Here is a 21613-nt window from a genome sequence, read left to right as displayed (position 1 = left end):
CGCTTTAGAACGGGTGCTTACCCTGCGCTCGTGGGCGTGCAGCAGGAAACCCGGACTCCGCTGAGGTACTGGCTCGCCGTGTTCTCGGTGACGGTCGGGACCTTCGCCATCGTCACCTCCCAACTGCTCCCGGTCGGGCTGGTGCCGCAGATCGCCGTGGCGCTCGGCGTCTCGGAGGGCACGGTCGGGCTGACGCTGACCGTGCCCGGGTTCGTCGCCGCCTTCGCCGCGCCCGCGCTGACCGTGGCCGCGAGCCGGTTCGACCGCAGGCTCATCCTCACCGGGCTGAGCGCGTTGCTGGTGGCCGCGAACCTGGTCAGCGCGATCGCGACCGACTTCACCGTGCTGTTGATCGCGCGCGTCCTGGTCGGGCTGAGCGTCGGCGGGTTCTGGGCGATCGCGGGCGGGATCGCCGTGCGACTGGTGCCGGAAGCGGTGGTCGGCCGGGCCACCGCGACGATCTTCGCCGGGGTGTCCACGGCGACCGTCGCGGGCGTGCCCGCGGGCAAGCTCCTGGGCGACCTCGCCGGCTGGCGCGCGGCCTTCGCGGTGCTCGGCGTGGTCGCGCTCGGCGTGCTGATCGTGCAGGCGTTCCTGCTGCCCGCCCTGCCCGCCGCACGCACGACGAAGCTCGGCGACCTGCTCTCCCTGTTCCGCCACCCGGAGATCCGGATCAGCTTCGTCGCGGTGTTCCTCCTGGTGATCGGGCACTTCAGCGCGTACACCTTCATCACGCCGATCCTGCGCGAGTCCGGCGGCACCCCGCCCGCGCTGATCACCGCGCTGCTGCTGGCCTACGGCGGCGCGGGGTTCGCGGGCAACTTCCTCGGCGGCACCGCCGCCTACCGGCGACCACGCCGCACGCTGATCGTCGCGGCCGCCGGACTCGGCGGCTCACTGCTGCTCTTCCCGCTCGTGGGCCAGACGCTCCCCGGGTTGATCGCGCTGCTGCTGGTCTGGGGTACGGCTTATGGCGCGGTGCCGGTGAGCCTGCAGATCTGGCTGGGCAGCGCGGTGCCGGACCGCCGGGAGATCGCCGGTGCCCTGTTCGTCACCGCGTTCCAGGTGTCCATCTCGCTCGGCGCGTTGTTCGGCGGGCTGTGGGTCGACTCGCTGGGCACCACCGGCGTGCTGCTGTTCGGCGGCGCGCTCACCGTGCTCACCTCGGCCGGGCTCCTGATCTTGCAGCGCGAGTCAGCCGTGGACTAGTTCCGACCACCGGCGCACGGCGTCGGCGTCGACCGGCTCCACCCAGCCGAGCGGCCGCACCCCGGACCCGACGTGGAACGCCCGCACCCCGGCTTCGCGCAGCCGCGCCACGTGGTCCGCGCGCAGGCCGCCGCCGACCATCAGCATCGGCGGTTCTTCGTGCGAAGCCAGCTGTTCGAGCGTGCGGATGCCTTCGGTGACCCCGTCGGCGTGCCCGGCGGTGAGGATGGTGTCGCAGCCGAGGCGCGCGGCCCTGGCGTAGGCACCGCGCACGTCACGCGCGTGGTCGACCGCGCGGTGGAAGGTCCAGCTCGCACCCCGCAGTTCCCGCGCCAGCGCGCGGGTGGCCAGTTCGTCGACCCTGCCCTCCTCGGTGAGGAAGCCGAGCACGAACTCCTCGGCGCCCAAGGCCAGCAGCTCGTTCGTGCGGGCCCGCAGGGCGTCCAGCTTGGCCGCCAGGAAGGAACCGGACTCGCGCAGCATCACCCGCACCGGCAGGTCGGTCGCGGCGAGCACCTCGCGCACCACCGCGTCGGACGGGGTGAGCCCGTCGAGCGCCATGTCGGTGACCAGTTCGACGCGGTCGGCGCCACCGAGCTGGGCCTGTTCGGCGTCCCGCGCGTCGAGCGCGATCACTTCCAGCAACCCCCGGTCGCGGCTCACTCGAGTCCTCTCTCCCGTTGCCGGTCGCGCACGTAACGACCGCGCTCGACCCCGTTCTGCAGACTGGACATCCGGCCGCGCACGGCGTCGGGGCTCAGGGTGAGCACCGCCTGCTCCGCGTTGGTGCGGCGGTGCCGGGCGGCCGGTTCGTCCCCACGGGCCTCCTCGTCGCGGAACCAGCGCGTGAGCACCTCGACGTAGGCGGGCATGCGCTCGGTCGGGCCGTCGATACCGGCCTCGTCCTCGACTTCGACGTCGTCCTCCGTGGGCCATTCCGGCGGTTCGAACTCGTGCACCGGCGCCCTGGCGGGCGGGTCGATCGGCCGTCGCGGCTCCGGCGGCTCGGGGTCGTAGGCGGGCCAGTCCGGCTCGTAGGGCTCGTCGTAGGCCTCGTCGGGCCAGGTCGGCTCGAACCGGGGCTCGGGCTCCGGTACGGGCTCCGGCTCTGGTTCTGGTTCCGGCTCTGGTTCTGGTTCCGGCTCTGGTTCTGGTTCGTACCGCGGCTCGGGTTCCGGCCGGGCCACCACGATCTCGGCGGGCGGCTCGCTGAACGACGGCAGCACCGCGACCGGCTCGGGCGGCAGCAGTGAGACCGGGGACGACACGCTGACCAGCTCCGGCGGCACCACCACGGTCGCGGTCATGCCGCCGGTGCGCCGGTTCGCCAGGCGCACGTCGATGTTGTGCCGGTTGGACAACCGCGCCACCACGTAGAGCCCCATCCGGCGGGACACCTCGACGTCCACCTTCGGCGGGTCGGCCAGGCGCGCGTTCGTCCGGCGTACCTCCGCCTCGGCCATGCCGCTGCCCCGGTCCACGATGTCGATCCGCCAGCCGCCGTCGTCGAGCACCAGGCTCACCACGGACACCGTGGTGGCGGGCGGCGAGTAGGCGGTGGCGTTCTCCAGCAGTTCGGAGATCACGTGGACCAGGTCGCTGACCGCCTCCGCGCGCACGGTCAGCTCCGGCGCCGCGGGCAGTTCGATCCGCTGGTAGTGCTCGACCTCGGACAGCGCGGCACCGATGATCTCGTCCGCGCTGACCGGCCCGGCCACCTCGCGCGCCGGATCGGTGCCCGAGAGCACCAGCAGGTTCTCGCTGTTGCGGCGCATCCGGGTGGCGAGGTGGTCCAGTTCGAAGAGGCCGCCGAGGATGTCCGGGTCCTGCTCGTCGGCCTCCATCCGGTCCAGCACGGACAGCTGCCGCTCGACCAGTTCCTGGCTGCGCCGCGACAGGTTGACGAACATCGAGTTGACGTTCTCGCGCAGTTGCGCCTGCTCCCCCGCCAGCCGCACGGCCTCGCCGTGCACCGCGTCGAAGGCCCTGGCCACCTGGCCCAGTTCCTCCTTGCTGAACACCGGGACCGGCGCGATCCGCGGCGCCGACGGCGAGCCGGGGTACGGGGGTTCCGGGTCGGTGAGGATGCCTTCGACGGCCGCGGGCAGGCGGTGCTCGGCGACCTCCAGCGCGCTGCGCCGCAGGATCCGCAGCGACCTCAGCAGCGAGCGCGTGACGATCACCGCGAGCACCCCGCCGAACAACACGACGCCGAGCACGATGGCCGAGTCGCGGATGGCCGAGGCCCTGGCGTCGGTGGCGAGCGCGTCGGTGCGGGTCTGGCTGGACTGCTGCAGCGCGTCCTCGACCTGGCGCACGAGGTTGATGGTGTAGGTCGACGCGATGTCCCACTGAATGGGATCCAGGCCGGTCAGCGGCTGGTCGGTCTCGGACCGGCGCAGCACCGACTCGACCATGTTGTTGCCGTTGTCGACGACCATGCCGAGCACGGTGTCGTCGTACATCCGGCGTTGCTCCGGTGTGGCGAACTGGCGGAAATCCTCCCGCGCCGCCTCGAATTCGGCTTCCGCGCCGAGCAGCGCCCGCGTGCGGTCCACGCTGAGCGAACCCTGCGCCAGCGCTTCGGCGAGCACCGCGCGCTTGACCGACATCGTGTCCTTCACCTTGGCCAGCGCGTTCACCGCCAGTCGCAGGCGGGAAAGCCCCGGATCGGTGATCTCGGCCGCGGATTGATCACCGACCGTGAGCGTGGCGGTGATCAGGTCGCTGTAGGAGCGCAGCACCGAATCCGGGGGGAATTGGGAGAACTCCCCGGCATATCGGAGGCCGGTCAGCCCGGCCAGCTGATCGCGCAGTCGCCCGAAATCGGCGGCGACCTCGGGGGCCAACCCGGATTCGGTATCGCTCAGCACACGTTCGAACGCCCCGAGCGATTCGTTGACCTTGTCGCGCTGCCCGCGCAACTCGTCGAGGCCGGTTTTCCGCTCAGTGGCGACAAAGCGGACGGTGAGGTCGCGCTCACGCTGGAGGCGGTGGGTCAGTTCGGCGAGTGCCGTGTCGACCTTCACCCGGGTGGCCGCTTCGGCCAGCCTGCCCGCTTCGCCGAGATCCAGCCGCACCCGCAGGCCGACCAGCGTGATCACCGCGATGGTCGGGATCAGCAGCACGGCGAACAACTTCGTGCGCAGCCGCCAGTTGCGCAGCCGCCACCGGCCGCCGGGGTCCCCGGTCAAACTCTGCGCAGATGTGGAATCCGTCGCATAACCCTTTCGGGGCTCGTTTCCGCGACGGTTCACCTGGCTTCCTTTTCCACCCAGCTCGTTCGAACGCGGGCCAGCCGCCGGTAACCTACTGGAGAGTAGTGCACGACTCGAGTAGTCCGATGGTAGCTGTCCGCCAGCACCGCCCTTGCGGCGATGGTATGGGCAGAAGCCTTTAAGCTCCAAACAGATGCGAGTTTTCCCGGCTACGAGAGGCAGCGATGGGCACCGGAGCGCGGCGAGCCGTCACGGCAGTGCTGGTCGTGGCGCTGACGGTCGCGCTCGGTGGCTGTTCGGCCTTCGAGAAGAACCCGCAGGCCACCCCGGCCGCGCCCGAACGTGACACTCTCCGTGTCGGTGTTGGTAACCCGATCGAGAGCGCCCCGCTCCGGATGGCGGTAGCCGAGGGCTTGTTCACCCAGGCCGGGCTCAAGGTGGAACTGGTCGAGCAGGCGGGTGCCGACGAAGGACTGGGCCGGCTGGCCGCCGGTGAGCTGGACGTCGCCTTCGGCCGCGACGTCGCGTTGTTCAAGGCCGCCGGAAACGGTGTGGCGCTTCAACTCCAGGGCGAGGCGTACACCGCGGGCGCCGGCACGATGGCACTGGTGACCCTGCCCGGCTCGGCCTACGACTCGCCCACCGCCAAGCGTTCGCCGACCATCGCGGTGGACACCCTCGACGGGCTCGGCACGCTCACCACCCGCTCGGTGCTGGCCACCGCGGGTGTGGAGGCGAACCGCATCAAGTTCACCCAGCGTGGTGCCGACCAGATGATGTCCACATTGCGGGACGGCGACGCGGACGCGGCCTGGCTGGTCGAGCCGCAGATCACCTTGGCGCAGCAGGAGTTCGGCGCGAAGGTGCTCGCCGACACCGCCCGCGGCGCGACGCTCGAGTTCCCGGTGTCCGCCTACGCGTCGAACGCCGTGTTCGCCCAGGCCAACCCGCGCACGCTGGCATTGTTCCGGTCACTGCTGAGCCAGGCGCAGCAGAAGGCCGCGGACCCGGCCATCGTGCGGCAGGCGCTGCCGTCGTTCGCCGGCATCAACGCGAACACCGCCGCGCTGGTCTCGCTGGGCAGCTACCCGAGCTCGCTGAGCGGCGTGCGGCTGCAACGGGTCGCGGACCTCATGCACAGCGCGGGCGTGCTGAAACAACGCCTGGACGTGCAGGCATTGATCCCCGCGGCCAACTAGGCGCTGCCCTGTGGGTCTGGTCGATGGGCTTCGTGATCCAGGTGGTTCCTGGCGGTGCGGGCGATTCGGCCTCGTACTGGCCGTACTCGGCCGAACTCGCCCGTGCCGCCTGGGCGCGGAGAGCGCGACCTTGACTCACCGGACAGCGCCTAGCCGAGACCGAACTCCGCCAGGCCGCTGCGGAGGAGCTTGAACGCCTTGCGCGCGTCCGCGACCGCGTCCGGGTAGGCGTCCGAGGCGCGGGCCCCGTTCGTCAGGCGGCGGATGTTGTCCATCAGCAGGGTGCGCTGCGTGGCCACTATCTGCGCGGCGGCCAGCCGGGCGATCAGGTCGTCGGCGCCGTCCCCGCCCACCAGTTCCTTGACCAGTTCGCGCTCGCTGCCCTCGTAGAACTGCAGCAGCCGCGCGGACAGGCTCGGCGTCGCGACGACCATGGCGTACAGCGCGATCTGGTTCGGGTCGTCGTTGAGGCCGGTGACCGGGTCGCGCCGGAGCAGCCCGTCCAGGAAGTGCGCGCGCAGGGCGATCAGCGGTGTCTGCCGGGCCGTGCGGCTGCGCACCACCTGCGCGTTCTCGCCCTCGTGGTGGGCGAACCGGTGGACCACCAGATCCTCTTTGGTGGGGAAGTAGGCGAACAGCGTGCGCTTGGAGACCTCCGCCGCGTCGGCCACTTCGGCCACCGAGACCGAGTCGAACCCCGAAGCGAGGAACAGGTCGATCGCGGTGTCGGAGATGAGGCGTCGCGTCAGCTGCTTCTTGCGCTCCCGGAGACCCAGCTGTTCCACCACCCGTCCATCGTAGCCAGCCCGGGCGCCGATGACGCCTCCCAACGAAGCCCGTCTCGCCGAGTCTTCGGCTCAGCGGAACCCGGGGAACGTATAAAGGAGGGCGTGACCGATGGCCCGCTGATCGTCCAGTCCGACAAGACCGTGCTCCTCGAGGTCGACCATCCGCGTGCCGAGGACGCCCGGATCGCCATCGCGCCCTTCGCCGAACTCGAACGCGCCCCCGAACACGTGCACACCTACCGGGTGACCCCGCTGGCGCTGTGGAACGCCCGCGCCGCCGGGCACGACGCCGAGCAGGTGGTCGACGCGCTGACCTCCTTCTCGCGCTTCCCGGTGCCGCAGCCGCTGCTGATCGACGTGGTCGACACGATGGCCCGCTTCGGCAGGCTCCAGATCACCAACCACCCGGCGCACGGCCTGGTGATGACCACCACCGACCGCGCGGTACTCGAAGAGGTCTCCCGCAGCAAGAAGATCGCCCCGATGCTGGGCAGCAGGCTGGACCCGGACACGGTGGCCGTGCACCCGTCCGAGCGCGGGCGGCTCAAGCAGATGCTGCTCAAGGCGGGCTGGCCCGCCGAGGACCTGGCCGGGTACGTCGACGGCGAGGCGCACCAGATCGACCTCGACGAGGACGGCTGGCAGCTCCGCGAGTACCAGCGCCAAGCCGCGCAGGCCTTCTTCAAGGGCGGGTCCGGCGTGGTCGTGCTGCCGTGCGGCGCGGGCAAGACCCTGGTCGGCGCGGCCGCGATGGCGCACGCCAAGGCGACCACGCTGATCCTGGTGACCAACACCGTGGCCGGGCGGCAGTGGAAGCGCGAGCTGATCGCGCGGACCTCGCTGACCGAGGAAGAGATCGGCGAGTACTCCGGGGAGAAGAAGGAGGTCCGCCCGGTCACCATCGCGACCTACCAGGTGATCACCCGCAAGTCGAAGGGCGAGTACAAGCACCTGGAGCTGTTCGACACGCGTGACTGGGGCCTGGTGGTCTACGACGAGGTGCACCTGCTGCCCGCGCCGGTCTTCCGGATGACCGCCGACCTCCAGTCGCGGCGACGGCTCGGGCTGACCGCGACCCTGGTGCGCGAGGACGGCCGCGAAGGCGACGTCTTCTCGCTGATCGGCCCGAAGCGCTACGACGTCCCGTGGCGAGACATCGAGGCGCAGGGCTGGATCGCGCCCGCCGAATGCGTCGAGGTGCGGGTCACGCTGACCGACAACGAGCGCCTGCTCTACGCCACCGCGGAACCCGAGGAGCGGTACAAGCTCGCGGCCACCGCCAACACCAAGACCCCGGTGATCAAGTCCATTGTGGACAAGCACCGCGGCGAGCCGACGCTGATCATCGGGGCCTACCTGGACCAGCTGGAGATGCTCGGCGCCGAGCTGGACGCGCCGGTGATCCAGGGGTCGACCAGGAACAAGGAGCGGGAGGAGCTGTTCGACAAGTTCCGCCGCGGCGAGCTCGCCACGCTGGTGGTGTCGAAGGTGGCGAACTTCTCGATCGACCTGCCCGAGGCGTCGGTGGCCATCCAGATCTCGGGCACCTTCGGCTCGCGGCAGGAGGAGGCGCAGCGGCTGGGGCGGCTCCTGCGGCCGAAAGCCGACGGCCGCCAGGCGCACTTCTACTCGGTCGTCGCGCGGGACACCGTCGACACGGAGTACGCCGCGCACCGGCAGCGTTTCCTGGCCGAGCAGGGCTACGCGTACACGATCCGGGACGCCGACGACCTGCGCTGAGTTTCACCGGCTTCGCGGCGGGTTAGCCCTCGTGCTGTGACGGCGGACATCAGGATCGGCACTTCGGGCTGGCGGTACGGGCCGTGGCGGGGAAAGTTCTACCCGAAGGGACTGGTCCAGCGGCGGGAGCTGGAGTACCTGTCGCACCGGTTCAACACCGCCGAGCTGAACGGCTCGTTCTACTCGTTGCAGCGCCCGGAGCGGTACCGCACCTGGTTCGCCGAGACCCCGGGCGACTTCGTGTTCGCGGTCAAGGGCGGCCGGTTCATCACGCACATGAAGCAACTGCGCGACGTCCGCACGCCGCTGGCGAACTTCTTCGCCAGCGGCGTGCTGGCGCTGGGCCACAAGCTCGGCCCGTTCCTGTGGCAGCTCCCGCCGCGCCTCGCCTTCGACGCCGAGCGGCTCACGTCGTTCTTCGACCAGCTGCCGCGCACCACCCGCGCCGCCGCGGCCCTCGCCGAGGAGCACGACGACAAGCTCAAAGGCGAGGCCTGCACCTCCCCGGGCCGCAACCGCTCGCTGCGGCACGCACTGGAGGTGCGGCACCCGAGCTTCGAGTCCGATGAGGCGGTCGAGCTGCTGCGGAAGCACAAGATCGGCCTGGTGGTCGCGGACAGCGCCGGCAACTGGCCCCTCATGGAGGACGTCACCGCCGACTTCGTCTACGTCCGCCTCCACGGCGACGAGGAGCTCTACGCGAGCGGCTACTCGGAGAAGGTCCTCAAGCGGTGGGCCACGAAGATCCGCGCGTGGCACCGGAAGGACCTGGACGTTTACGTCTACTTCGACAACGACATCAAGGTCAAAGCCCCCGGCGACGCCACCCAACTGGGCAACCTGCTCGGCCTCGACCTGACCACCCCTGAACGAGGGTGACAACCGCGGACTTTGCAAGTAGTTTGAAACTATGTCCGCACCGGAGGTCAACTTCTCGGACCTGTCCAACAAGCCACTGGCCGTGGTGGGGCAGGTCGAGCGCTCGGCCACGCGGTCCGTGCGAATCCGCCGCCGCGGCAAGGACGTGCAGGACCTGGTGCTGGTCACCGAGGAGCGGGCCGCGCAGGTGACCGAGGTGGTCACGGCGACCACGAGGATGTTCCTGGCGCTGATGGAGCACGACGACGTGGCCCGCGCGCTGGCCACGGAGGTCGTCCCGGCGGCGTTCCCGTGGGTCAGGTTCCTGCCGAAGGAGGACGTGCAGGCGTTCGTCGTCGAGCTCGTGGAGACCCTGGCCGCAGCCGAATCCCTGCGCAACCCGGCTCCCGTGGCGAACCTGGTGGCCGCGTGGCGGCACACCGCCGAAGTGCACGCGGACCCCGCCCTGGCCGAAATCCTCCAGCGCGACGGCGAAGACCTGGGCCCGGTGCCCGCCCCCAGCGAGGCCGAGTGAGCCCCAAACGCGGCGACCGCGTGGCTCCCCCGCCGGTGGGCGACGAGTGGGATGTCCGGTTCAGCACCAGCGAAGCGGTGAAAGGCTGGCAGGACCTGTGCCAGCAGGCGCCGGGCAACACCCGCGATGCCTGGGAGACCATGCGGCACGATCCAGGCCCCGGGCCAGGCAGGCCCACGGGCAGGCACCACCAGCTGAAGGGCACCCTGGCCACCGGGAAGCACTGTGGCCGAGTGCTGCCGATGTGGCAGATCGAGGTCACCGGCGGTGGCCGGATCTGGTACCTCGTGGACACAGCCGCGCACACGGTCTGGGTGCAGCACGCGGGCACCGGTCACCCGAAAGCCACCGACTGACCGTCGGGCTCCCGCGCGCCTCTTCCTCGGATTGCCGTCGGCGGAGATCGGCGATAAGCCGTAGGATGTTCGCGATACGCACAGCTGGTCAGAAAAGGGCGTACTCATGTCCCACGGCCGACACTTCGTCCGGTCCGTCGCCAGAGCCATGGCGGTGCTGCACGCGTTCAGCGCGGACAGACCCGAGCTGACCCTGAGCGAAGCGGCCAAGGCCACCGGCCTGGATCGGGCGACGGCCCGCCGGTTGTTGCTCACGTTGACCGAGCTGGGCTACCTCACACGCCACAACCGCGTCTTCCGGCTCGCCCCGCGCACCATGGAGGTCGGGCGCGCCTACCTGGCCGGCCAGGTCAAACTGGCCGAGGATCACCAGTCGTAGGACAGCCACGGCTTCGCCACGTTGACCGCCGCCTCCTCGAAGGCCCGGTTCGCCCGCTGCAGGGGGTATCGCCGTCGCGCGAGTTTGCCTGGCTCGAATTCCCCGCTGGCCAGCGCGTCGACGGTGGCCGGGAAGTCGGTCGGGTGGTCGTAACCGCGTGAACCGCGCACGGTCAGCTGCCGCTTGAGCACTTCCGCGTTGTCCAGTGGCGCGGCGGCGCCGGTCAGCATCATGACCGTGCCGCCGGGCAGCAGGCCGCCGATGCCCTCGGCCAGCGCCGTGCGCTTGCCGGAGTTGTCGAAGACCACGTCGAACTCGTCGTCGCCCGCAGTCCACGGCAGTGCGCCCAGCGAGCACGCCAGGTCCAGTCGCTCGGTGACCGGGTCGCGCACGATCACCTCGAGCCCGCGCGCCCGCAACACCAGGCACAGGAACAGGCCCCGGGTGTCCGCGCCGAGCAACAGCGCGCGCTGCCGTGGTTGCACGGCCGCCCGTCGCGCGGCGGCCACCGCCTCGGCCAGCGGTTCGACGCAGACGAGGTCCTCGTGCGGCACCGCCCGCGGTGCGGGCCAGGTGAAATGCGCCGGGACCGCGACGAATTCGGCGAGCAGCCCGGTCCGGTCCAGGCCGATCGACTCGCGTTCGGCGCAGGCGGAGGAAAACCAGGCGGCACAGGCACGGCAACCACGGCAGCAGAAGTCCGGCTCGACCACGACCTGCTGCCCCAGCCGGTACGGCCGGGTCACCCGTTCGCCGATCGCGGCGATCTCCCCGACCCCCTGCCGCCCCAGCACCCACGGCAGCGAACCGACCGGCCGCCGCCCGCGGAAGGCCGCCACGTCCTGGTCACCGACGCCGAGCGCGCTCATGCTCAGCAGCACCTCATGGGGACCGCACTCCGGCGGATCCAGCTCGATCGCCTCGAGCCTGCTCGGACCGGTCAGCACGACGGCCCTCATCCCACCTCCCGTGCACCCTGCGCACACGCGATGTTAGCGCAGGTGGTGCCCATGATCAGCAGGTGACAGCGAGGAGTCAGCCGTCAGTGAGCGGGGTGCGGTTGAGTACTCGTACGGGCGAAGTGCCCACGCGCTGCACTACTGGGGGTCAGCGCGTGGGCATGTCCGTGCCGACCAGCCCGGCGAGCTTGGCCCGTACGTCTTCGGCGAACGGATGCCCGCTCTCGGTCAGCACGTGCACCGCGCGCAGCCAGTGGGCGCGCGCCTCTTCTCGATCGCCGAGGTGCAGGTAGATGGTGCCGAGCTGGGCGAGCACATCGCCCGCCTCGTAGAGCTCCCCACGCGAGGTGAACATGTCGATCGACTGGCGCACGCACGCGATGCCCTCGTCGGTGCGCCCGAGCCCGAGCAGCGCCCGCCCCCGGCTGTGCACCAGGAACGGCTGGCTGTCGGCCTCGTCGATCCGCTGCCAGACGTCCAGCGCCGCGTCGACCAGTGCGAGCGCGGTGGCGTGCCTGCCGAGGTAGGTGCTGGTGTCGGCCATCGCCTGCAGGCTGTTGGCCTCCAGCGAGGCCACCCCCAGCTCGCGCGCCAGCCGGATGGCCTCCTCACCGTGCTCCAGCGAGCGGTGTGGCTCCTCGGTGTTCTGGTAGGCCATCGACAGGTTGTACTGCACCCTGGCCTCGCCCTCGCGGTCCCCGATCTCGCGCTGGATGGCGAGCACCCGCAGCAGGTAGCGGATGGCTTCCGGTTCCTCCCGCGCCACGCCGTGCAGCACCCCGAGCCCGCTGAGGATGCCCGCCTGCCCGCGCCGGTCGCCGCAGGCCACCGCGGACGACAGCGCGACGTCGAACACGGCTTTCCAGGCGTGCAACGGAGTCCGGACCACGAAGTACGACTGCAGCACCCAGGCCAGTTGCCACGCCTGGTCGTGCGCGCCGATCCGGTTGGCCAGCCGGACCAGCGCGGCGAGGTTGCCCACTTCGGCGTCGTGCCAGGTCAACGCGGCCGCGCGATCCGGGAACGTCTCGTACGGGACCAGTTCGCGCGACGGGATGAGGTCGTACCGGCGGCCCGGCCGCAGGTGGACCGCGGCGGCGCGCGTGCTGTCGAGCGCCCAGCTCAGCAACCGGTGCAGCGCGGCCGTGCGGGTGTCCTCGGTTTCCGTGCGGCGGCACAGGTCGGCGGCGAACTCGCGGATCAGGTCGTGGAACTGGTACCGGCCTGGCCGCGGCTCGCCGATCAGGTGCGCCGACGCCAGCCGGTCCAGGCTCATCCGCGCTTCCCGCAGGCCGATCCCGGCGAGCGCGGCGGCCGACGCGGCGGTGAAGTCCCGCGCCTCTTCCGGCAACCCGAGCAGCCGCAGCAAGCGGGCACACGAATCGTCCAGCGCGTGGTACGAGCGCGCGAACACGGCACGCAGATCGGTCTCGTCGCCGTCGTTGAGGTCGAACGAGTCGAGCTTGTCCTGCTCGCGGTCGAAGTCGGCGACGAAGTCCGCCAGCGGCACCTCGGGGAACTGTGAGGCCCGCACGGCCAGGATCCGGATCGCCAGCGGCAACCGGCCGCAGCGCGCGGCGAATTCGCGCGCGGCGATCGGATCGGCCCGCACCGCGTCCTGGCCGACGATGCCCGCGAGCAATTCGACGGCGTCCGTCACCGGCAGTTCGTCCAGTGGGATGCGGCGGGCACCGTGCACCGCGGCCATCGACCGCAACCGCGACCGGCTGGTCACCAGCACCAAGGAACCGGGGCCGGGCAGCAGCGGGCGCACCTGTTCGGTGCTGCCCGCGTTGTCCAGCACCACCAGCACGCGTCGGCTGGCCGTGTGCGTGCGCCACAACGCCGAGCGCTGCGCCAGCCCGGCGGGGATGTCGTCGGCGGGCACGCCCATCGCGGTCAGCATCATTTCGAGTGCCGCCTGCGGTTCGAGCGGACCGCCGGGGCCGTATCCGCGCAGGTCGGTGTAGAGCTGGCCGCCGGGGTAGCGCTCGGCGACCTCGTGCGCGAAGTGGACGGCCAGGGTGGTCTTGCCGACGCCGCCCATGCCTTCGATCGACGCGATCGGCGCCGATTCGGCGCGCACGAGTTCACGCAGGCGTGAAAGCGCCTGGTGACGGCCGATGAATCCGGCGAAGTCGCCGGGCAATTGACGTGGCACCAGCGTTTCGCCGCGCTGCCGGGTGTAGGTGCCGTGCTCACCGGCGAGCACGGCCTGGTGCGCGCGCCGCAGCGACGGTCCCGGATCCAGGCCCAGCTCCTCGGTCAGCGCCGCGCTGATCGACCGGTACACCGCCAGCGCGTCGGACTGCCGCCCGGACCGGTGCAGGGCGAGCATGAGCTGTTCGTGCAGGCGTTCCCGCAGCGGGTTTTCCCTGGCCAGTGCGAACAGCTGGGGCACGACGGCGTGGTGCTCACCGAGCCCGAGCATCACCTCGGCCCACTGTTCGCGCACGCCGAGCCGTTCGTCGTCGAGCTGGCTGACCTCGTCGCGGACCAGCGCGTCGGAGTCCACATTGGACAAGGCGGGCCCGCGCCACTGGACGAGCGCGTCGGTGAACGCGACCGCGGCTTCGCGCAGCTCACCGCGCTCGGCCGCCTGCCTGCCGCGCTCGGCGTTCGCCCGGAACCGGCCGAGGTCGATCGCCTCCGGTGCCACCTCCAGCACGTAACCGCCGCGTTCGGTGCGGATGCTGGCGTGCTCCCCGAGCGCACGCCGCACGCGCAGCACGTAGGTCTGCAACGCGCCCTTCGACCAGCGCGTCTCGTCACTGTCCCAGAGCCACCACGACAGCTCCTCGACCGTGACCACCCGGTTCGCCCGCAGCAGCAACCCGGCCAGCACGATCAGCGGCTTGCTGCCGCCGACCGGCACCGGCGCCCCGCCCGCACGCACCTCGACGGGGCCGAGCACGCCGAACTCGAGCGCCGGGCCCTGGTTTGCCACCATGTGGTCCATGCCCTCCCTGTCCACGTCATCGGTCCTGGTCTACGCGGCGCCGATGCGGCACCGCTTCCGCGGCATCACCACCCGGGAAGGCCTGCTCCTGCGGGGCGAGGCGGGTTGGGGTGAGTTCTGCCCGTTCGCCGAGTACTCCGACGCCGAGAGCGTGCCATGGCTCGCCTCCGCCGTGGAAGCCGGTGAGCGGGGCTGGCCCGAGCCGGTGCGGGACCGCATCCCGGTCAACGCCACGGTGCCGGTCCTGGATCCCGACCGCGCGCACGAACTGGTCGCCGCGTCCGGCTGCCGGACGGCGAAGGTGAAGGTGGCCGGCGCGGGCACCACGCTGAGCGAGGACTGCGACCGGGTGGCCGCGGTGCGCTCGGCGCTCGGCCCTGCCGGCGCGATCCGCGTGGACGCCAACATGGCATGGGAGGTCGACGAAGCGGTGCACGCCATCCGCGAACTGGATCGCGCGGCGGGCGGGCTGGAGTACGCCGAGCAGCCGTGCGCGTCCATCGAGGAACTGGCCGCCGTGCGGCGCCGGGTCGACGTGCGGATCGCCGCCGACGAGTCGATCCGGCGTGCCGAAGACCCGTTGAAGGTGGCCGTCGCCGGAGCCGCCGACGTCGCGGTGATCAAGGTGGCGCCGCTCGGCGGGGTGCGGCGGGCGTTGCGCGTGGCCGAAGCCTGCGGGCTGCCGTGCGTGGTGTCCTCGGCGGTGGAGAGCAGCGTCGGGCTGGCCGCCGGGCTGGCGCTGGCCGGGGCGCTGCCGTCGCTGGACTTCGCCTGCGGGCTCGGGACGGCCGCGTTGCTGACCGACGACGTCACCTCCACTCCACTGTCCCCTGTGGATGGTTACCTGCCGGTGCCGCGCCGGGCGCCGGAGCCGGACCGGTTCGAGGCGGTCCGGGCCGACGACGCCCGGCGGGCGTGGTGGCTCGACCGGCTGGCGCGCGTTCAGCCGATCCAGGCGGCGGCGAACCGGTCGTAGGTGCCGTCGTGGCGGGCGAGGTTGAGCCACTGGTCGACCCATTCCTGGAACACGACGTCCCCGCGCGGCAGCAGGTAGGCCTTCTCGGCGAAGGTGAACGGCTGGTCGGGGTGGACCGAGCACAGCTCGGGGTGCTCCTTGGCCTGCCAGCGGGTCTCCACCGCGTCGGTGATCATCAGGTCCGCACGGCCTTCGATGATCTCGGTGAAGATGGTGTTGTTGTCCGGGTGGCGGACGATGGTCGCCTGCTTGAGGTAGACGTCGGCGAACTGCTCGTTCGTGCCGCCGGGGTTGACGATGGCGCGCACGCCCGGCTGGTCGATCTGCTCGAGGGTCTGGAAGCGCTCGGCGTTCTCGCAGCGGGTGATCGGGGTCTTGCCGTCCTTGACGTAGGCCTCGGTGTAGAAGGCGCGCTTGGCGCGTTCGATGGTGATCGAGATGCCGCCCATGGACAGGTCGCAGGTGCGGCCGAGGTCGTCGACGAGGGTCTTCCAGGTGGTGGGGACGATCTCCAGGCGCACGCCGAGCCGCTGGGCGAAGTCCCCGGCCATGTCGATGTCGATCCCGCTCCACTGCCCGGTCGCCGGGTCGCGGTAGGTGAACGGGCGGTAGTCGCCGGTGCTGCACACCTTCACCTCACCGCGGGCGAGCACGCGGTCGAGTTCGCTGCCGGGTTGCTTCGCGGGGCCCGCGGCGCTCGCCGTTCCCATGCCGAGCAGGGCCAGCGCGACGAGCCAGAGCGCCGTTTTCCGAACCGTCATACCCCGCAGCCAACCACATCCTCGGGGTCCCCGATTCCGGGTCGGGCCAGGGCTGTTCCCTGATGTCCGCGTGCCCGGCCCGGCCACACCATGGACGTATGACGAACAACGTGTACCAGCCAGAGACCAAGAAGCTCCGCCGCAGCAGCAGCGACAAGATGCTGGCGGGGGTGTGCGGCGGCTGGGCGCGCATGCTCGGCGTGGACGCCGCGATCCTGCGCATCCTGCTGGTCGCCGCCACCATCTTCGGCGTCGGCACGCCCGTCCTCGTCTACGCCGCCTGCTGGCTCCTCATGCCCGAAGACCCCACCCCCACCCCCTGACCCCCACGTTCGCGCACCCGAACCCCACGTTCGCGCACCCGAGTTCCACACTCAGGCAGCCAAATCCCACGTTCAGGCAGCCGAGTTCGACACTCGCGCGGGCAGCGGAGGGTGATCGAGCGCGGGGCTCGGAGATTTCGGGGGCTGGGGGCCGCGGCCGGGGGGCATGGACACGAATGTGGCTTTGGGGGCGTATTCCGCTCCGAAAGCCACATTTGTGTCCCCTCCCGGGGGCCGGGCCGCGGCCGGGCGCCCCTGGAAAGACCGAAGGCCCGGTCCACGTGTACGTGGGCCGGGCCTTGGTGACTAGCGAAGGGCTGGACTCAGAAGTCCATGCCACCCATGCCGCCCGACGGGTCGGCCGGGGCGGCCGAGGCCTTCTCCGGCTTGTCCGCGACAACGGCTTCGGTGGTCAGGAACAGCGCCGCGATGGAGGCGGCGTTCTGCAGCGCGGAGCGGGTGACCTTGGTGGGGTCCGGCACGCCGGCGGCGAGCAGGTCCTCGTAGACACCCGTGGCGGCGTTCAGGCCGTGACCCTGCGGCAGGCCCTTGACCTTCTCCACCACGACGCCGCCTTCGAGGCCGGCGTTGATGGCGATCTGCTTCAGCGGAGCCTCGACGGCGACCTTGACGATGTTCGCGCCGGTCGCCTCGTCGCCCTCGAGCTTCAGGCCCGCGAAGGCGGCCTCGGCGGCCTGCAGCAGCGCGACGCCACCACCGGCGACGATGCCCTCTTCGACGGCGGCCTTGGCGTTGCGCACCGCGTCCTCGATGCGGTGCTTGCGCTCCTTGAGCTCGACCTCGGTGGCGGCACCGGCCTTGATCACGGCCACGCCGCCGGCCAGCTTGGCCAGCCGCTCCTGCAGCTTCTCGCGGTCGTAGTCCGAGTCCGAGTTCTCGATCTCGGCGCGGATCTGGTTGACGCGACCCTGGATCTGGTCGGCGTCACCGGCACCCTCGACGATGGTCGTCTCGTCCTTGGTGATGACCGCCTTGCGGGCGCGGCCCAGCAGCGACAGGTCCGCGTTCTCCAGCTTGAGGCCGACGTCCTCCGAGATCACCTGGCCACCGGTCAGGATCGCGATGTCCTGCAGGATGGCCTTGCGGCGGTCACCGAAGCCGGGCGCCTTGACGGCGACGGACTTGAAGGTGCCGCGGATCTTGTTGACGACCAGGGTGGCCAGCGCCTCGCCCTCGACGTCCTCGGAGATGATCAGCAGCGGCTTGCCGGACTGGATGACCTTCTCCAGCAGCGGCAGCACGTCCTTGACGTTCGAGATCTTGGAGCCGTACAGCAGGACGTAGGGGTCCTCCAGCTCGGCTTCCTGGCGCTCGGCGTCGGTCACGAAGTAACCGGAGATGTAGCCCTTGTCGAAGCGCATGCCCTCGGTCAGCTCGAGCTCGAGCCCGAAGGTGTTCGACTCCTCGACGGTGACGACACCTTCCTTGCCGACCTTGTCCAGCGCCTCGGCGATCAGCTCACCGATGGTGCGGTCGGCAGCGGAGATCGAGGCCGTGGCAGAGATCTGCTCCTTGGTCTCGACCGGCACGGCGGCCTTGTGCAGCTGCTCGATGATGGCTTCGACGGCCTGCTCGATGCCACGCTTGAGGCTGATCGGGTCAGCGCCGGCGGCCACGTTGCGCAGCCCCTCGCGGACGAGGGCCTGGGCGAGCACGGTGGCGGTGGTGGTGCCGTCACCCGCGACGTCGTCGGTCTTCTTGGCAACTTCCTTGACGAGCTCGGCCCCGATCTTCTCCCAGGGGTCCTCGAGCTCGATCTCCTTGGCGATGGAGACACCGTCGTTGGTGATCGTCGGCGCGCCCCACTTCTTTTCGAGCACGACGTTGCGGCCACGCGGGCCGAGCGTCACCTTGACGGCTTCGGCGAGGATGTTGAGGCCGCGCTCAAGACCGCGGCGGGCGTCCTCGTCGAACGCGATCAGTTTGGCCATTGCGGTGTGGTCCTCCGATATTGGGCGCCGCCACTGGCACAGCGGCGGCAGGAACACTTCCTCGGCCAGGTTCGGTGCCCGCGACGGACGACCGGCTCGGTTTCCCGGGGCTCGGCCTCACCGTCCCGACCATGAGGCGGGCGATCGGTACCGCCCGTCTGGCACTCTAACGTATCGAGTGCTAAAGCCTGTTTAGCACTCCCCCGGGGCGAGTGCAAGAAGTGCTGGTCAGCCGCCCGGCTTGATCGGGATGGAGGTGGGCGGGGGCTTGTTGCCGCCGGTCTCACCGGGTTGCCCGGTCGCGGGACCCTCGCCGACCGGGATGGACGGCGCGGGCTGGTTGGTGCCGCGATTGGCCGGGGGGTCCCCGGCGCTGTCGTCACCCTGGGTGAGGAAGAGGACCAGCACGATGCCACCGGCCACCACGACGAGCCCGACGATCAGCCAGATCAGCCAGGCCTTGCTGCTCTTCTTCTCCTCCCACGGAGACATGCCCGCGGGGGACGGCGGGCGCAACCGCATCGGGTCACCGGGCGGCGGGCCGTACCCGGGCGGCGGCCCTTGCGGGGGCATGCCCGGTGGCGGGCCGTACCCGGGCGGCGGAGTGCCGTACCCCTGGGGCGGCATGCCTTGCGGCGGCATGCCCTGGGGCGGCATCCCCTGCGGGGGCATGCCGGGCGGCGGCCCGTACCCGGGCGGTGGCTGCTGCTGCGGTTGCTGAGGACCGCCTTGTCCGTACGGGTGCATCCGGGCCCCCTCGCCCTGCGGTGGTCGTGGTTGGGGTGCACTCTGCTGGCCCGGCGAGCTGACGGCAACCGGTTGCGGCTGCGACGGCGGCCCGGTGGCCACGTGCGACGGCGGGCCGGCGGCGACCGGCGGCGCGGACTCCAGCGCCCGGCGGGCCGCGGCGACCAGCTCAACGCAGCTGGCGTAGCGGTCACCCGCGCTCTTCGCCATGCCCTTGCGGATCACCTCGTCGATGGCGGGCGGCAGCGAGACCACCCGCGAGACCGACGGCGGTTCTCCCTGCAGGTGCCCCTTGATCACCGCGGGCACGTCGCCCTTGAACGGCGGGCTGCCGGTCAGGCAGGCGTAGAGCACGCAGGCCAGCGCGTACTGGTCGGTGCGGCCGTCGAGCGGTTCCCCGCGCAGGTGCTCCGGCGCGGCGTAGGTCGGTGAGCCGAGGAAGTCGCCGCCGCGGGTGCGGTGCCCGGTGGCGCCTCGCCTGGTCAGGCCGAAGTCGGCGACGTAGACGTGCTCGCGGGCCGATTCCCGGCTGGTGACCAGCACGTTCGCCGGTTTCACGTCGAGGTGCACGAGGCCGCGGCCGTGCAGGGTGTCCAGTGCGTCGGCGACCTGTTCGAGCAGGCCCAGCGTCCGGTCCGGGGCCATCGGGGCGCCGTTGATCAGCCCGGCGAGGTCCTTGCCGTCGACCAGGCGCATGGCGATGTAGAGCATGCCGTCGAGTTCGCCGAAGTCGTAGAGCGGGACGACGTTGGCGTGGTCGATCGCCGAGGTGCTGCGCGCCTCGTCGACGAACCGTTCGCGGAACTCGGCGTCGGCGCCCAGGTGCTCGCCGATCACCTTCAACGCCACCTTGCGACCCAGTCGCACGTCGGTGGCCCGATACATCACGCTCATGCCGCCCTTGCCGAGCACCCCGTCGATGCGGTAGTTGCCCAGCCGGCGACCGGTGAGGTCCCCCGACACATCGCCTGTCACGCCGTGCAGCCTAATGCCCTGTCCACGGCAGCCGCTCCCGGTTCGGCGTCTCGGCGGTTTTCACCCGGTGGAAGGGCTCAGGGAACCTTGCGGACGTCGGCCGCCTGGCTGCGGCCGTCCCGGCCCGACTGGACCTCGAACTCGACCCGGTCCCCCTCGTCCAGGGTGCGGAAGCCGTCGGCCTGGATCGCCGAGTAGTGGACGAACACATCCGGGCCGTCCGAGCACTCGATGAAGCCGTAGCCCTTTTCCGAGTTGAACCACTTGACCGTGCCGTTCGCCACGCCCGTCCTCCTTGTAGTGCACGCCGAAGCCAAGGGTGAGGTGGATTCACGCTACCGGATCGAACAGACCCGGCATTGGTCAAATCGGCGCAAAATCGCCTGCGCTAGCGGGCACTCCGAGCCTGCACGAGCACCCGGCCGGGACCGGCGAAATCGAGCGCGAGCCCCTCCCCGGTGCGCACCGACTGCGGGCCGGACGGATCGATCGCGCGCAACCGCACCTGGACGTTGTCCGGGTAGGCGACCAGGAAGCCGGGCGTCACCGTGACGATCTCGCCGGGGTCCAGGCTGAACACCTCGACCGGCCCGGTGCAGCTCAGGATCAGCGGCCCGACGCCGGCGTAGTGGTCGAGGAACCCGCCGTCGCCGCCGAACAGCGACTGCAGCGCGGGCCAGTGCTGGTCGCGGCGGACCCCGGCGGGCCGGGCGAGGACCGCGTCCTTGGCCACGCACCAGCCCTGGGTGCCGTCGAACTCCAGCGGGTAGACGTCACCGGCCCGCTTGGGCGCGAGGTCGACCCAGCCGCCCTCGGCGGGCGCGGTGAAGACCACCGGGCCGCCCTTGCGCGACGGCGCGCTGGGCGCCACCCCGAAACTGCTGGCCAGCAACGCTTCCGCGGCCGCCTGCACGGCTTCGCCAGGACCGAGCACGACCCTGGCGACGCCGAAGGCAGGCGTGTGCCGCGTGTGCACCCGCATCTTCGCGCCCTACCGCTGCGGTACCTGTGCGACGATCCACGCCGCCAGCGCCGCCGGGTTGCGGGTCTGGGTCAGCACCTGGCCGGGACCGGCGAAGTCGAACACCAGCCCCTCGCCGCTCTTCATCGACTGGATGAAGCCGCTGGCCACCTTGCGGGTCTGCGTCTGCACGGTGTCGGCGTAGGCGACCACGTGACCGGAGTCGACGGTGATCACCTCGCCCGGCTGCAGCGTGACCGTCTCGAGCGCGCCGTAGCAGGCCACGACCAGCTGCCCCTGGCCGTGCGCGTGGGTGAGGAAGCCGCCCTCGCCGCCGACCAGGTTGCCGAAGCCGCCCCAGCGGGTTTCGGTGGTCACCGCGTGCGAGGAGGCGAGCCAGGAGCCCTTCGTGACGCACCAGCCGGTGCGGCCGTCGAGGTTGATCACCTGGATGTCGCCGGGCAGGTTGGCCGCCACGTCCACCCAGCCACCGTTCTGCGGGGCGGTGAAGGTGGAGATGAAGAAGGACTCCCCGGAGAGAAAGGCCCGGCCGAGGCCCTTCATGATCCCGCCCTGCGCCTTGGACTGGACCTGCACGCCATAGCTGGTCGCCATCATCGCGCCGGCCTCGACCTGGGCGGGCTCGCCGGGGGCGAGCGACAGCCTGGCCACCGCGAACGACGGTTGCTGGCGGACATTGACCTGCATGGAACCCCTC

General features: G+C 71.0%; 20 protein-coding genes. 9 read left to right on the top strand and 11 right to left on the bottom strand.

Translation table 11 applies throughout. The annotated features are described in order from the left end of the window. Positions 1–30 precede the first annotated feature (30 nt). Complete coding sequence (locus L3Q67_RS14340; protein WP_499189964.1) at positions 31–1209, top strand: MFS transporter; 1179 nt, start codon at positions 31–33, stop codon at positions 1207–1209. Here the strand turns inward: L3Q67_RS14340 and L3Q67_RS14335 are convergent. Further along, the gene (locus L3Q67_RS14335; protein WP_499189963.1) at positions 1195–1872 is read right to left on the bottom strand and encodes a copper homeostasis protein CutC; all 678 of its coding nucleotides are present in this window, start codon (positions 1870–1872) and stop codon (positions 1195–1197) included. The genes L3Q67_RS14340 and L3Q67_RS14335 overlap by 15 nt on opposite strands. After that, positions 1869–4466 (bottom strand): sensor histidine kinase, encoded by a 2598-nt coding sequence (locus tag L3Q67_RS14330; protein ID WP_499189962.1) that lies wholly within the window; start codon positions 4464–4466, stop codon positions 1869–1871. The genes L3Q67_RS14335 and L3Q67_RS14330 overlap by 4 nt, the downstream gene beginning before the upstream one ends. A gap of 185 nt (positions 4467–4651) precedes the next feature. Between L3Q67_RS14330 and L3Q67_RS14325 the strand changes: the two genes are divergently transcribed. Further along, entirely contained in the window at positions 4652–5626 is a 975-nt protein-coding gene (locus L3Q67_RS14325; protein ID WP_499189961.1) for an ABC transporter substrate-binding protein, read from the top strand. 149 nt (positions 5627–5775) lie between these two features. Here L3Q67_RS14325 and L3Q67_RS14320 read toward each other — a convergent pair whose 3' ends face one another. Beyond that, positions 5776–6414, bottom strand: a complete 639-nt coding sequence (locus L3Q67_RS14320) for a TetR/AcrR family transcriptional regulator (protein WP_423580492.1) — start codon at positions 6412–6414, stop codon at positions 5776–5778. Between the two features lie 102 nt (positions 6415–6516). On the opposite strand from L3Q67_RS14320, the gene L3Q67_RS14315 reads away from it, so the two are divergent. The 5 genes from L3Q67_RS14315 to L3Q67_RS14295 all read left to right on the top strand — a co-directional run bounded on the left by L3Q67_RS14315 (position 6517) and on the right by L3Q67_RS14295 (position 10282). After that, positions 6517–8154 (top strand): DEAD/DEAH box helicase, encoded by a 1638-nt coding sequence (locus L3Q67_RS14315; protein ID WP_499189960.1) that lies wholly within the window; start codon positions 6517–6519, stop codon positions 8152–8154. 36 nt (positions 8155–8190) lie between these two features. Further along, positions 8191–9033 carry a DUF72 domain-containing protein gene (locus L3Q67_RS14310; protein WP_499189959.1) on the top strand — a complete coding sequence of 281 codons (843 nt, stop codon included), beginning with the start codon at positions 8191–8193 and terminating at the stop codon, positions 9031–9033. Between the two features lie 31 nt (positions 9034–9064). Beyond that, the gene (locus L3Q67_RS14305; RefSeq protein ID WP_499189958.1) at positions 9065–9547 is read left to right on the top strand and encodes a hypothetical protein; all 483 of its coding nucleotides are present in this window, start codon (positions 9065–9067) and stop codon (positions 9545–9547) included. Beyond that, positions 9544–9903, top strand: coding sequence for a hypothetical protein (locus L3Q67_RS14300; RefSeq protein WP_499189957.1), 360 nt, complete (start codon positions 9544–9546; stop codon positions 9901–9903). The genes L3Q67_RS14305 and L3Q67_RS14300 overlap by 4 nt, the downstream gene beginning before the upstream one ends. 106 nt (positions 9904–10009) lie before the next feature. Continuing rightward, the gene (locus L3Q67_RS14295) at positions 10010–10282 is read left to right on the top strand and encodes an IclR family transcriptional regulator (protein ID WP_499189956.1); all 273 of its coding nucleotides are present in this window, start codon (positions 10010–10012) and stop codon (positions 10280–10282) included. On the opposite strand, the gene L3Q67_RS14290 is transcribed toward L3Q67_RS14295, so the two are convergent. Further along, entirely contained in the window at positions 10270–11241 is a 972-nt protein-coding gene (locus tag L3Q67_RS14290; protein ID WP_499189955.1) for a zinc-dependent alcohol dehydrogenase, read from the bottom strand. The genes L3Q67_RS14295 and L3Q67_RS14290 overlap by 13 nt on opposite strands. Positions 11242–11389: 148 nt before the next feature. Then, positions 11390–14200 carry an AfsR/SARP family transcriptional regulator gene (locus tag L3Q67_RS14285; RefSeq protein WP_499189954.1) on the bottom strand — a complete coding sequence of 937 codons (2811 nt, stop codon included), beginning with the start codon at positions 14198–14200 and terminating at the stop codon, positions 11390–11392. Here L3Q67_RS14285 and L3Q67_RS14280 point away from each other — a divergent pair. Then, entirely contained in the window at positions 14199–15176 is a 978-nt protein-coding gene (locus L3Q67_RS14280) for an o-succinylbenzoate synthase (protein WP_499189953.1), read from the top strand. The genes L3Q67_RS14285 and L3Q67_RS14280 overlap by 2 nt on opposite strands. Here L3Q67_RS14280 and L3Q67_RS14275 read toward each other — a convergent pair. Continuing rightward, positions 15143–15937 carry a transporter substrate-binding domain-containing protein gene (locus L3Q67_RS14275; RefSeq protein ID WP_499189952.1) on the bottom strand — a complete coding sequence of 265 codons (795 nt, stop codon included), beginning with the start codon at positions 15935–15937 and terminating at the stop codon, positions 15143–15145. The two genes, L3Q67_RS14280 and L3Q67_RS14275, sit on opposite strands and share 34 nt — an antisense overlap. Before the next feature lie 98 nt (positions 15938–16035). Here L3Q67_RS14275 and L3Q67_RS14270 point away from each other — a divergent pair, with 98 nt between their 5' ends. After that, positions 16036–16260 carry a PspC domain-containing protein gene (locus tag L3Q67_RS14270; RefSeq protein ID WP_499189951.1) on the top strand — a complete coding sequence of 75 codons (225 nt, stop codon included), beginning with the start codon at positions 16036–16038 and terminating at the stop codon, positions 16258–16260. Positions 16261–16583: 323 nt separating this feature from the next. On the opposite strand, the gene groL is transcribed toward L3Q67_RS14270, so the two are convergent. The 5 genes from groL to L3Q67_RS14245 all read right to left on the bottom strand — a co-directional run bounded on the left by groL (position 16584) and on the right by L3Q67_RS14245 (position 21603). Beyond that, entirely contained in the window at positions 16584–18212 is a 1629-nt protein-coding gene (groL, locus tag L3Q67_RS14265) for a chaperonin GroEL (RefSeq protein WP_499189950.1), read from the bottom strand. Positions 18213–18440: 228 nt separating this feature from the next. Continuing rightward, the gene (locus L3Q67_RS14260) at positions 18441–19934 is read right to left on the bottom strand and encodes a serine/threonine-protein kinase (protein WP_499189949.1); all 1494 of its coding nucleotides are present in this window, start codon (positions 19932–19934) and stop codon (positions 18441–18443) included. 77 nt (positions 19935–20011) lie between these two features. Next, positions 20012–20218 (bottom strand): cold-shock protein, encoded by a 207-nt coding sequence (locus L3Q67_RS14255; RefSeq protein ID WP_209662851.1) that lies wholly within the window; start codon positions 20216–20218, stop codon positions 20012–20014. 104 nt (positions 20219–20322) lie between these two features. Further along, positions 20323–20916, bottom strand: a complete 594-nt coding sequence (locus L3Q67_RS14250) for an AIM24 family protein (protein ID WP_209662852.1) — start codon at positions 20914–20916, stop codon at positions 20323–20325. 9 nt (positions 20917–20925) lie between these two features. Continuing rightward, positions 20926–21603, bottom strand: a complete 678-nt coding sequence (locus L3Q67_RS14245) for an AIM24 family protein (protein WP_499189948.1) — start codon at positions 21601–21603, stop codon at positions 20926–20928. Positions 21604–21613: the final 10 nt, after the last annotated feature.

Source organism: Saccharothrix sp. AJ9571 (assembly GCF_021725495.1).
Classification (GTDB): Bacteria; Actinomycetota; Actinomycetes; order Mycobacteriales; family Pseudonocardiaceae; genus Amycolatopsis; species Amycolatopsis magusensis.
Note: the sequence above shows the minus strand (reverse complement) of the source record. Positions and strands in the feature narration are given on the sequence as shown.

Excerpts from the sequence above, each read along its gene's own strand:
- L3Q67_RS14325 (WP_499189961.1), top strand. The coding sequence starts at position 4,652 with ATGGGCACCGGAGCGCGGCGAGCCGTCACGGCAGTGCTGGTCGTGGCG.
- L3Q67_RS14305 (WP_499189958.1), top strand. The coding sequence starts at position 9,065 with ATGTCCGCACCGGAGGTCAACTTCTCGGACCTGTCCAACAAGCCACTG.
- L3Q67_RS14295 (WP_499189956.1), top strand. The coding sequence starts at position 10,010 with ATGTCCCACGGCCGACACTTCGTCCGGTCCGTCGCCAGAGCCATGGCG.
- L3Q67_RS14290 (WP_499189955.1), bottom strand. The coding sequence starts at position 11,241 with ATGAGGGCCGTCGTGCTGACCGGTCCGAGCAGGCTCGAGGCGATCGAG.
- L3Q67_RS14280 (WP_499189953.1), top strand. The coding sequence starts at position 14,199 with ATGCCCTCCCTGTCCACGTCATCGGTCCTGGTCTACGCGGCGCCGATG.
- L3Q67_RS14285 (WP_499189954.1), bottom strand. The coding sequence starts at position 14,200 with ATGGACCACATGGTGGCAAACCAGGGCCCGGCGCTCGAGTTCGGCGTG.
- L3Q67_RS14275 (WP_499189952.1), bottom strand. The coding sequence starts at position 15,937 with ATGACGGTTCGGAAAACGGCGCTCTGGCTCGTCGCGCTGGCCCTGCTC.
- L3Q67_RS14270 (WP_499189951.1), top strand. The coding sequence starts at position 16,036 with ATGACGAACAACGTGTACCAGCCAGAGACCAAGAAGCTCCGCCGCAGC.
- groL (WP_499189950.1), bottom strand. The coding sequence starts at position 18,212 with ATGGCCAAACTGATCGCGTTCGACGAGGACGCCCGCCGCGGTCTTGAG.
- L3Q67_RS14250 (WP_209662852.1), bottom strand. The coding sequence starts at position 20,916 with ATGCGGGTGCACACGCGGCACACGCCTGCCTTCGGCGTCGCCAGGGTC.
- L3Q67_RS14245 (WP_499189948.1), bottom strand. The coding sequence starts at position 21,603 with ATGCAGGTCAATGTCCGCCAGCAACCGTCGTTCGCGGTGGCCAGGCTG.